This window comes from Kordia sp. E, assembly GCF_056033805.1.
Genome location: NZ_JBRASR010000003.1, coordinates 59,520 through 72,916, shown reverse-complemented (window position 1 = coordinate 72,916; position 13,397 = coordinate 59,520). Strand labels below are relative to the sequence as shown.

The window sequence follows — 13,397 nt, the reverse complement described above, 5'->3', positions numbered from 1 at the left end:
TTCTCTTCAACTCCATTTCAAGAAAATTATCTTAAATTTTATGGCAATTCTCTTTTTTATTTCTATTTAATCAATGCTTAATCTCTATCATCTAAAAAATTTAAATTATAAAAAAACCACCCTAAATGGGTGGTTCCATGCAAGTCAACAAATAAAAAAACTCACATTTATTAATCATTTTTTAATTTAGGACAACTATCATGATTAATATCTTTATGCTTATGCTGAAATTATAAAAAATCATTCTTTAATTATTTTTAGTTCTGCGGTAATTGTTCTTGTATTTGATATGTACTAAAGTTTAAAAAGTTTCCTGGATGGGCTAATACATTCTGTAAGATAAATGGTGTATCTGGTGATACCCCGATGTATTGAGTATTTCCATTCATATTTACATCATTCATTGCATACCCAACTATAGCATACGTTGGAAAGTTTAGAAAGTTTCCAGGGTCATTTAATACTGCTGACAATATGCTTGGTGAATCTGGACTTACTCCTGAATATTGCACAATAACATCTCCATTTACATTTCCTGCCCACATCGCTATTTTGCCACTTGGTGTTCCAAAAGCAGTTTGTGCATTAGTTCCGAAGGTATTGGTTGAGCCATTTGTAAAATCTATCAATCTATCTGAATTACTTAACGCAATTGCAGTATTACTCATGATACTCAAATGATTGCGATGTTTGATTACAACATAGTAGTTCCCAAATGGTATATTAAAAGATAATGGTGAAACTCCATCTACTTCAGTTATATCTCCATCACGTTGTAGCAATGCAGATTTTGCAACTATTGCCACTGTACTATTTGAATCGTTTCTTAATTCGACCCAAACCCAATCGACAATTGCATTTGAACCTGTTGTACTAAGTACAGTTACATCCGTAGTTGCATTATCTTCATAAGGAGATATTACAGGAATGAGTCCTGCTACACGTAAATCATCACGCATTAGCGTTTCTTCTCCTGTATTAGGGTTCAGTACTGCGCCTTGTAAGTATACTATTGGAGTAAAAGTTATCGAAGTATTTTCAGAACTTAATACAATATCATTTCCATCTCCTCGATTGTAATATATATACCAATTTTTTCCATTTCCTGCTATAGGAGCTCCATTGGGTAATCCATTGAATGTACCAACTATAGGATCGTTCCCATCATTATTTACCAAAACTAGGTTTTCTGGATCTTCAGTGAAAAATCCTGAATTATCTGTTAACCTTAGCGTAGTACCATTTATAGCCACTGTACCATTTACTACTATTTGATCATAATCACTTCCTGGAGTGGTAAAATCGTTCACTTCTATTTCCAGCGTATCGTCTGATGCCATGATCAAGTTTCCGCTGATATTTAATTGACCTGGAGATTGTCCTGGTGCTAAAGTTCCATTAATCGTAGTATTAATTGCACTAAACTGTGTCTGCGCATTCGCTCCACTTGGCGTATGAATAGGTCCTTGGCTGGCTACTATACCTAAGTTACCTCCTGCTAGTATTTGCGTACTAGAAGTTGCTATATTTACTGCTGGAGCATCTGTTGTTCCACTAGTTCCAATTAAGTATACATCTCCGTTTCCAGTAGTGTTAATATTTACAACTCCTTGAACGAATACTCCAGTCTGGTCAGTTGCGCCAGTAGTGTCTAAACTAGTTCCTGTAATATAAATGTTTCCGGCTGCAGCACTGAGCGATGTTGAACTATTGAAATCTATTATTGCAACTCCATAATTCGTGCTTTCGCCTGTTCCGCTAGTACCATTAACTGTGATAGTTCCAGCACCAGTCGTTTGGATTGCTGCTCCAATTGCTACTCCTATGTTTGAACTTCCAGTTGGACTGTTTCCTCCTGTTCCAGTAATAGAAATGTTTCCTCCGCTACTTTGAATAGTCGAAAGCGGGCTTATGGCTACTCCAAAATTATCATCATCTCCAGCTAAAGCTGTTCCCGTAATATTGATATCGCCTGTATCTGTAATTAGATTTGTTTCTAACACTATCGCACCTTTTGATGAAGCGGTATTTGACGATCCTGTTGCGTTTAGCGTAATATTTCCAACTCCTGAGGCCTGAATCGTAGATGTACTTATTTCCATTCTGTTAAGATCTAGCCCAGGAACAAGACCAGTTCCACTTGTCATCGTAATATCTTTTCCTGCCGTAGATGTAATCGTACTATCGTATATATAAGTTCGCTCTAAGCTTGTAGTTGTAATTGATCCTTGAGTAGTAACATTACCATTTACAATAAATTCTTTAGCAATTAAATTAATATCACCACTACCAGTATCTGTATTAGCCACAACTCCAAATTGCACAATATCATTTGGTCTATTAACAGTTAGATCTGCATCAAAACTCAAATCAAATCGCCTAATCGATATTGTTGCTATATCATCGCCTCCAGTACCATTTAGAGTCAATGAGTTTAAAGGGTTGTTATAATTTACTGATGAACCTTGAAAGAGACTAAGAGAATTATCTAAGCTACCAATGTCAATTAAAACAATATTACCTCCAACATTTAAGGTAAAAACTCTATCATTAACCTCTAAATCATCTATAAGCCCATTCTCTAATCCAATATACGTTATCATACTATTATTTTGAATATCAATAGTACCATCATAACCTCCTGTAAAAGTATGCGTTACATTCGTATATATTCCTGGTCCCGATATAGACATACCATCTCTTACAATACCGCTTTCAGTACCGCCATCAAAATTGATTGCATGTGTAAAATTGCCTCCGTTCAGATCCACTTGTAGATGATCCCAACCATTTTCCGTGTTGATATTGATATCTCCTGTTACAGAAGCTATTGGCACTAAAACCTCGTCTCCATCTTGAATGGCTCCTGGTCCAGCGATTAGTGATTTATCAGCATCACTCATGCGGTAGTTTACACCTTCAACAATAATAGTTAGATCATCATTTGATGCATAAGGATCCGTAAAAACTAAGTTCCCTCCATTAACTTCTACGTTTGGAATTAACTCAACAGTAGTCAGAATAATATCAAAAAAATCACCCTGATTATAATAAATATACCAGGTCTTTCCATTACCTGGGATAGCAGCTCCTTGAGGTAAACCATTAAAGGTTCCGATAATACGATTCCTGCCATTAATCAAAGTAATCGTTTCTGGGTTTGCTGTGCTAGGCGAATTGTCTGTTATAATAAGTGTAGCATCGTTTAAATTTAACACACCACTATCGTCAAATTTTATATGGTCATAGTCAGTTCCAGGAGTGGTAAAATCATTTATTTCCATCTCAAACGTATCACTAGACTCCATGGTAAGATTTCCACGTACAGTCAATTGTCCTATAGCCTGTTCTTGTCCGGGTGACAATACTCCATTAATGATGATATTACATTCATTAAAATAATTGAGACTAGTAAGTTGTATCTCGGTTGTAATTATATTGGGCGTATGAATTGGTCCTAAATTCGCTGTCAGAGTAATATTTCCATCAACTTGTATCAGTGTATTTGAAGATGCTAAATTTATTGCTGGAGCATTTATTGTTCCACTAGTTCCTTCTAGAAAAATGGCTCCAGTTCCGGTAACGCTAATTGTTCCTTCTAGATGTACTCCCGTTTGGTCAGTTCCAGCGGTATCCATACTAGTTCCTGTGATTGAAATATTTCCATTTTCAGTAGTGATTGCTGTAGTTCCTAAAGTTTCAACACCATAATTAGAATTAGTTCCGATTCCACTATTTCCATTAATAGTAATAGTTCCAGAACCCATAGTTTTAATGATTGTCCCTGAAATCATTGAGACTCCATTATTAGAAGCTCCAATACTGTTTCCTCCTGTTCCTGTTATCGTAATATCTCCACTATTACTTTGAATTACTGTAGAAAGTGACATATCAACACCTTTGTTAAAACTACTTCCAGTTAAAGCACTTGACCCTAATAGCGTAATATCACCTGTATCTGTAAGTAAATTTGTTTCAAAGAGTATTATTCCTTTAACAGCACTAAGCGTGTTTTCAAGATATGCTGCCCCATTAAGAGAGATTGTTCCAGTTCCAGTGGTTTGAATTGTCGATTCGAATATTCCGATAGCGTCAAAACCACCTGTTCCAGATGCTGGCATGGTTCCAGCAATCATCATAATGTTTCCTCCTCCTGTAGATGTAACATCACCTTCTGCTATATAGGTTGTTTCTAAGCTCGTAGTTGTTATCGATCCTTGAGTAGTGAAATTAGCCCTAACTAAAAATACTTTAGAAGCTACATTTAGATCTCCACTTCCAAGATCGATTCCAGGTTCGATTCCTAAACCGATTCCAAATCGAATAGTATCACTTAGTCTATCAATGGTTAAATCTGCATCAAGTCCAGCAGCAAATTTATTAATCTGAATAAAACCTTGACTAGATCCACTACCATTGATGATCATCGAATTAAGAGGGTTCTTATAATCTAAGGTTGTTCCTCCACTAATAAAAATTTGGTTATCTAACGTACCAGTGGTGTCGAAAGTAATAGAATTATCGACATTTAAGGTAAAAGTCCTGTCATTAACATTCAGATTATCTATAATAGGTTGTTCTAGTGCTGTATAATTTATAACACCATTATCTGTAATAGCAACTGATCCTTCGCCAATATCAGTAAAAGTATGGGTAATACTCGTATACGTATCCGTTCCCGAGAATGACATGCTATCAGTTTGAGGACCTCCATTGAAGTTTATTAGACTCGCAAAGTTTCCGTCTATAAAATTACCACCATTCATATCCACATTTAAATGATCGTCACCATCGCCTGTACTGATATTGATATCTCCTGTTACAGATGCTATTGGTATTAAAACATCGTTCCCATCTTGAGTGGTTCCAGCTCCAGCAATTACAGGTTTTCCAGAATCACTAATACGATAATTTGCTCCTTCAACAATGATAGTTAAGTTATCGTTTAATTGATAAGGATCCATAAAAACCATAGTTCCTGTATTACTATACACTTCTACATTTGGAACGGAAGATTCTGTATTTAATACCACATCATTACCATCTCCTTGATCGTAATGAATGTACCAAGTCTTACCATTTCCGGTTATCGCTGCTCCATTTGGCAATCCATTGAATGTACCATTTACTGGGTCAGTTCCATCGTTATCAATTATTACAAAATCTCGGTTAAGAGTGATTTCTATATTATCGATTAAAGTTAGTGTCGCTCCATTTAGATCAACCGTACCATTAACCACGATTTGATCATATTCACTTCCTGCTGTAGTTCCATCTACTTCTGCCTCATAGGTATCTCCAGATCCCATAATAAGGTTCCCGTTTACAATTAACTGACCTGGAGATTGTCCAGGAGCCAATAGACCATTGATAGTTGTGTTATTGGCATTAAATTGAGTCTGTGAGGTAATTCCGTTAGGCGTATTTATTGCCCCCACATTCGCCGTTATGTTTAAGTTGCCACCAGCTTGTAGTTGCGAAGCAGATGATGATAAGTTTATTGCTAGTGCATCTATAGCTCCACTTGTTCCTTGAAGAGATACATTTCCAGAACCTGTTGTACTAACTCCTCCATTAAGCTCCAGTCCAATATAACCTGTTCCTGTGATATCAATTTCTCCAGTACCAGCAGTTTGAATTGTTCCCGATGCCAATGAAACACCGATACTTGAATTGTTTATGACATTCCTACCTGTTCCAGTGATAGTAATATCTCCGCCATTACTAAGAATTGTTGAGGCATTTTCCAAACGCACTCCACCAAAATTAGCATTCCCATTGTCAAAACCACTTCCTGTGATGTCAATAGCACCTGTATCCGTACTAATGCTACTGCCTAATTTCATATGTAAACCATAAAGAATATTGCCTGTTGAGGTGTTTGAGAATGCAGTTCCGTTAAGAGCTATAGTTCCCGATCCTGTGGCTTGAATATGCCCGTTGCTCATATTTATTAAGCTAGCACCTATTGATGTATTATCTGTCCCAGCGGTCATGGATATATTTCCTCCGTTCGACTGGATTGTAGCCTGATTGATATTAATTCTATTTTTGGTTGTGATAGTAATCGTTCCTGTTGTAGTGATATTGTCTAAAACACTCAATGTGTTGCTGTTTATATTCAGATTACCACTTCCAATATTGGTCATATTAGTTGTGAAATTAACCCGATCATCAGCATCTCCATTAATGGTAAGGTCAGCATCAAATCCAGTTGCAAACCCATTAACTTGTACAATACTTTGATTTGCCACACTACCATTAATGGTCAACGAATTAATAGGATTGTTGTAAGCTAGCGTTGATCCTGCTGTAACGGAGATTAAATTGTCTAGCGTACCACCTGCTGCGAAATCAATAAAACTTTCAACATTCAAAGTAAAAACTCGATCATTTACCACTAAGTTATCTATGATGGTTTGCTCTAATTCTGTGTAGGTGATGATACTATTTCCTGTGATCGCAATAGAACCTTCTCCATCGCCTGTTAAGGTATGCGTAACATTATTGAAAGTATTTGTTCCTGATATCGATATTTCATCGTTTAGAGTACCACCATTATAGTTAATTACGTCTACAAAGTTGCCTCCATCCAAATTCACATCTAGATGATCGTTACCGTTTCCTGTGTTAATGTTGATGCTCCCAGTTACAGAAGCAATTGATACTAACACATCGTATCCATCCTGAGTAGCTCCCGAACCTGCAATTAAAGGTTTTGTTGAATCACTGATGCGATAATTTGAACCTTCACGAATCATGGTAAGGTTGTCTGCGTCAAAGTTTTGACCTGTAAAAATCATATTTCCACCACTTACTGTCACATTGGGCGTAGGAGGTACAGTACTCAATACAACGTCACTACCAAGGTTGTAATAAATATACCAAGTTTTCCCGTTCCCTGCTATAGAAGCACCCTGAGGCAATCCGTTAAAAGTACCAACAGGAGGATTGGTTTGACCACCATCGATCAATACGATTGTTTCGTGACCAGAAGTACTCCCTGAGTTATCTATTAAGTTTAATGTCGCACCATTTAAAACAATTGTACCATTGACCGTCAATTGATCGTAATCACTACCAGCTGTGGTAGAACCATTCACTTGCATCTCCAAAGTGTCATCAGAAGACATAATAAAGCTTCCGTCTATGATTAGCTGTCCTGGAGACGACTCTCCAGGTCTCAAAGATCCATTAATGGTTGTATTATTAGCATCGACTAATGCCTGTGATGCAATACCACTAGGTGTAATAATAGGTCCTTGAGTGGCACTCAAAATAATATCATCACCTGAAAGAATTTGTGTGGCAGGTGCTAACGTGATCGCTGGGGAATCTACTGCTTCACTTGCACCTTGTATAAAAATATTTCCTGAACCAGTTGTTGTATTAAAAGTACCAATAAGTTCCATTCCTCTATAACCTGTACCCGTAATGTTGATAATTCCATTACCTCCAGCCTGAATTGTACCTGATGTCATGTCGACACCTATATTCTCATTATTTACAGTATTTCTACCTGTACCATTAAGGGTAATATTTCCACTGTTACTTTGGATTATTGAAGACCCTTCTATGATCATTCCTCTATAATTAGCACGTCCATTGTTAACGCCATTCCCAGTAATACTAATAGCACCTGTATTGGTACTTATACTACTGTTTCTCCTCATATAAAAACCACTTATTGTATAATTCAAATTGTTGGTTGCATATGCTGTTCCACTAATGGTAATATTTCCTGTCCCTGTAGTTTCTAGGTGCCCTTGATACATATCTAAACCGCCATTATCACTAGCTTCTACCACACTTGTCCCAGCTGTTATAGAAATATTTCCATTGGTTGTTTGAAGAGTTCCTCTAATTCTAGTTCTATTTTCACTCGTAGTGGTAATTGATCCCGTTGTAGTAACATCCTTAATGTAAAGTTGACCACTAGTTGCATAAAAGTTACCACTGCCTATAGCCATATGAGCAATAAAGCGTACATTATCGCCTTCATCTCCATTGACAGTTAGATCTCCATCAAATCCAACTCCTATCCCTCTTATATCTAGATAATCATCACCAAAGCCAGTAAGATTAATGGTTAATGAGTTTGTAGGCGTGTTAAAATCTACTGTCTCACCATAATTAGCAGAATCGATTTGCATATCTAATGTACCTCCATTAACTATGGTCATGGATTCCGTAAAATTTGTATTATTTCCTGTAAAAGTAAAGACTCGGTTAGCCACATTTAGGTTATCTGTTATTGGCTCAAGACCTTTGTAGTTAATACGACCGTTATCTGTAATATCAACAAATCCATCATTGTTGTTTATAAATGTATGTGTAACTGTATCATAGCTACTATTATCAGAACCAATAAGTACCATATCATCTCCTGTAGTCGTGTTTTGTGTTCCTCCATTGTAGTTAATTATGTTACGTACGTTTCCATTTGAAAGATTTACTGTAAATGTATCATCACCACCTTTTGTGTTGATGATAATTTTCCCTGTAACTAAAGTAATTGGTACTAAAACCGCATCGCCATCTTGTTTTACTTTATTCCCTGCTGTCAAAGCTACAACAGTGTTGCTTAGACGGTAGTTTGTTCCTTCTAAAATAATACTGATATCATCATTTACACCAATATCATCTGTATAGATTAAATTTCCAGCGTTGTCTAGTGTTACTACATTTGTGTTTTTTAAAGATGTAGTAGTATTTGATTTAATAAATTCATCTTTAGATATACAATTATCATTATTAGCAATACTTGCATTGCTAAAAAAGAAAAATAATATATACAGAAAGCCGTATGGTAAAAAAGTTTTCATGATAATGAGGTAGATTAGTTTTTGGTATGATTTTCTTCTAGTTTCTTTTTTAATTGTTCTAATGCATTTAATTGAATTTTTAGCCGTTCATTTTCTTCTTGAATGATCTTTACTCGATCTTTCTTTAAAAAGTTATTAATGAATTGCCATACGAACATTTAATCACATTTAGAATTTTAACTGAGTCAAAACTATTTATAAACATATAGGATGAAGAAAAAAACACATGCACAAATCATGTACAAGAGCTAAAACCTCATGTACAACTCATGTACAATTGAAAAAAATAAAATTTCAACTGATTGACTATAAATTACTTATAAAAATTTATTATAATTTTCTAAGAATTTCGTTTAAATCTTCTTCTGGAGAGAGATTTAACTTTTTTCTAAGCCTAGACCTGCTTCTGTATACAGATTCTAGTGCTACATTTTGAAGAATTGCAATTTCATTGTTATCAATATTAAGACGTATTAATGAACAAAGTTTGACTTCTGTTTTGGTTAAGGCTGGGTATTTTTTATGTAATTTTTCATAAAAAGCTGTGTTTAACACATCTACTTTATTTTGAAAATCGATCGTAGAATTGTCCACAATTTCTCTATCTAAAATTGCTTTTTCTAAAGCTTTAAAATTGAGGTCTTCTTTTACTGAACTCGATTTTTTTATTTTCTTGATATACTTTAATAACTCCTCTCTCCATTTGTGATTTCGAGAGATATTTAATGCAAAATCTGAAATGTCTTTTTGCTTGTAGTTAATTTCATTTTGCAACATTTCATTTTTGAGTTCTCCGAGCTTCACTTGTTCTCTTCTTTTGCGTAATAGAAAAATGATCACTGCGATAATCAATCCAAATATACTTGCTATGATCGTAGTTACTTTCCAAAATTTTGTAGAGGCTTCTTCTATAATTTGTGATTCTTTAATTTTCTGCCTTTCCATTAATCGGATACTGTCAATATCTTTTTGTCTATCGTACGTATATTTGGCTTCCAACTCCGCAAATTCCTTGATACTTTTTATATTCATATCTTTTATTTGCTGACGTTTATATCCGCGATAGAATGCAAAAGCACGCTCATGGTTTCCAAGATCTTTATAAGCATTACTAAGAGACAGGCAACGATTGGCTATAAAACCTTCAACACCTACTTCTATTAATAAATCGAGTGATTTTTTATAGTATATGACTGCTTTTTTAGGTTGTTTCAACTTCCTGTATGCATATCCTAAATTTTTATAAGCTCTTTCTAAACTAAGCTTATCATTAGTCTTCTCACATATTTTAATGTTTTCTTCAGAATACGAAATTGAGGTTTTGTAATCTTTTTTTTGACGAGCATTTCTAGACAACTTAAAGATTGCAGAAGATTTACCTTTTTCAAAACCTATAGAATCTGCATATTTTAGAGCTTTTTCAGCATACATTTTGCCTTTTTCTTTTTCTTCATGTGCCAGATAGTATGAGCTTAGCGCATTTAGTACGTTTACAAATTCTTTTTCATTTTCATATTCTTTTGACAAGTTCAATGCCTTGTTATAAAATTGTAATGCTTTTACACTATCTTTCTTGTGAGAGTACAACCTACCAAGAGACCTGTATGTAGCTGGTAATGTATACGTTTCACCTACATTTTCTTTTATTTTAAGACTCTCTTGAATGGCTTTTAAGCTTTGAACATATTCCGTATCTATTCTATAATAATGTCCTAATTGATCTAACATTAGGGCTTTTTTGAGTAGAAAGTAGTTAGTATTCTCTATTTTAATTAAAATACGATTGTCAATAATATCAATAGCTTTCTCAAAACTTTTTATAGATTTTTGTGTTTTTATTCTTAAGTTTTCAAAACCTATTTTATAAAGTTTTTCGACTTCAATACTATCATTTTGTGCATTTAATGTAATCGTGAGAAGAAACATGACAAGAAAGCAAATCTTAAACTTAGATAAGTTTAGCAAAGATTTAATAAAAATGGAATAATCTAAAATCAAAGTCAGCGTTATTTTCTATTCCTTTCAAAGATAGGCAAACTAATAACAGAAGGATTATTTTTAAAAAAGAAAAAACACGTTGCAAATTCGCACTCTTTACTATACGTATAATCTTCCAAACATCTATTTTTAAAGAGTTCGAAATACTTCTCTCCAACTCCATTTCAAGAAAATTACTCTGAAGCCTCACCTTGTGATTCATTGTACGAACGCAATGCTCTATTAGAATTGTTTCTTCTATGACCAAAAGATGTTTGCACTTGTGTATTTGATCGTGGAAGTTTTGATCCACCAGATAAAATAGAACCTGGAATTTCAAAATTATAAATCACTTCATCACTTGCATCATTAACGGACACACCCCCAGCTGTAATAACTGTATACACTCTAGCATATGAACCTATAAGTTCCGTTACAAGATAATCAACTTGAGCTTCCATATTAAATAATATGTCCTCTCCATCTTGTCTTCCTCTAAAAGTATGTTCAAATAAACCTTCACGCCTGTTTTCACTTGTCCATTGTGCTAGTCCTGCACCTGGTTTTTTAGGTCCAGTTCTTCCGCTAAAACTTCTATTCATAATTTGTTCAGGCGTAAAATCGGTTGTTCTTCCTGAAAAATTTCTTGCTCGCATCGGAGTTCTTATATCACTACCTTCAACTCTACTAGGAAGTACGCCCGATTCACTATATAAGTTTCCAACTAATCCAGCTGCTCCGTTTACAGGAAAATTATAATTATCAATTAGAAGTCGCATTACATATACTGAACGTTCATCTCTGCCCGTAGCTTCCCAAGTAGTTAAAGCTTCCGGTTCTAGTGTACTTACCAAGCCTAACATATGTTGTGCTCGCTGTAATTTACTTTGTTGATTAGCACTTAAGCTTGTTGGCGGAGTTGCCAATAATGTTGAAATCCTAGCTAAAATTCTAGCTCCAGATTCCTGACTTTGTAATAATGTAATATCTCTATTTACTGCACTATACATAAAATCCAATGCTAGGTCAAATGCGCCACTTCCTACCAAAGTAAATACTTCCAAAACAAGTTGCTCATTAGCAACTGCATTTTGAGTGGCTTTTGCCATTAATCCAACACCTCTTGAATATGCACTTGTACGAGTATCTATGAAATCTTGTGCTTGAGTTCTCAAATCTACAGATGTTGTATTTGCTATAAGCTGTGGTAACTCGTCTAGTAAATGATTCCAAGAAGCATCAAACCTACCGGCTGCGCTTCTTATGTTTAACGGATGTAAAACTCCTTCGCTTGTAGCTGTGTCAATTCGTATTGGTAATGGAAAACGCATTCCTATTTTCCAATTTGTCATTGCTGGTGGAACTGCTGCTGGTGGAATTGCTAACTTATATCTATTAAAAACTAACAATCCTTTTGCTAATTCTTCAGCTGTTAAAGGAGTTGTTATATTTGGCGTTGTAGCTCCAGGTGCTGTAAATGGCGTGGCTGAGTTCCAAAATGGTAATAATACAGCTCCAAGATTCCTTATCTTAGTTGTGGGACCAATAATCATAAAAACATCTTGAAATGATCCTGGAGGACCAACTCTGGTAGATAACATCGGATTCGTTACAACAAGTTGTCCTCCCAAAGCTGGAACTGCATTTATTGTTGCCTCAGTTTGTACTGTATTTGGCGTATGTGTTGTTGCTGTTGGATCTCCATCTTTTTGAATTGTATGATCACTACTCTTTTGTTGTACTACATGTGTTAGTTCATGCGCTAACAATCGTTTTCCAGCGTTTGAAGTTGGATTGTATTTACCACTATTAAAATAAACATTATTTCCGTTGGTAAAAGCTTTTGCTCCAATATTCCTGCTCATTTGCACAGCTTTGGTATCTGTATGAACACGAACGTTATTGAAATTTCGCCCAAAACCAGATTCCATTTCTGTTTTTACAGTATTTGTTAACGGATTTCCACTTCCTTTAGACGCTTGTAATTTTGATTCAAAAGCAGCTGATGCAGTATTAGAATTTTTAGTATTTGAAGGTTTTAACTGAATTTGACTTATTTCTTCTTTTTCCTCTTCCTTTTTTCGTTGTATTTGATTCTTTGTCGCATTATTTACGATAGCGTTTTGAGTTGTATCTTTTTTCGCTTGTACTAATGATGTTTTAGAAATAGTCACATCTTTTTTACTCTTATTGACGATCTTTTCGCCCATAGCATCTGCTTCTTTTTCATAACTATCATTCGACTGACCAATAGCCAGTTTTGCTTGAATAAATGAAGGTGTTATTTCTTGAGATTGATTATAAAAATCATTCTTCCCTTTTGGTTTAATAAAAGCTTGCTTGTGTTGTTTTTTCTGTACAGTATTATTAGTTGCAATTGGTGCTTTCATTCGTAAATTATTTTGAAGATCTCATACTTACATATTCATATAAAATTAATTACTATTTAATTTAACTAAGTAAGTTTAACACCTTTTATCAGTAAGGATAAACACCTTTTTTTAAATCACACATTTCTTTTAAAAAATAAAAACATCTCAAAATAGAAATCGTGCATCATGCAACTTACCTCTAAAACAAAGGCTTTTGAAAAGA

At 34.8% G+C, this 13,397-nt stretch carries 4 protein-coding genes; all 4 read right to left on the bottom strand.

From position 1 onward, the window contains the following. Positions 1-257: 257 nt before the first annotated feature. The gene (locus tag ACUUYC_RS13435) at positions 258-8,825 is read right to left on the bottom strand and encodes a beta strand repeat-containing protein (RefSeq protein ID WP_474266440.1); all 8,568 of its coding nucleotides are present in this window, start codon (positions 8,823-8,825) and stop codon (positions 258-260) included. 14 nt (positions 8,826-8,839) lie between these two features. Beyond that, complete coding sequence (locus ACUUYC_RS13430) at positions 8,840-8,983, bottom strand: hypothetical protein (RefSeq protein WP_474266439.1); 144 nt, start codon at positions 8,981-8,983, stop codon at positions 8,840-8,842. Between the two features lie 172 nt (positions 8,984-9,155). Continuing rightward, positions 9,156-10,751, bottom strand: a complete 1,596-nt coding sequence (locus ACUUYC_RS13425; RefSeq protein WP_474266438.1) for a tetratricopeptide repeat protein — start codon at positions 10,749-10,751, stop codon at positions 9,156-9,158. 245 nt (positions 10,752-10,996) lie between these two features. Continuing rightward, positions 10,997-13,192 (bottom strand): phage tail tip lysozyme, encoded by a 2,196-nt coding sequence (locus ACUUYC_RS13420; protein WP_474266437.1) that lies wholly within the window; start codon positions 13,190-13,192, stop codon positions 10,997-10,999. Positions 13,193-13,397 lie beyond the last annotated feature (205 nt).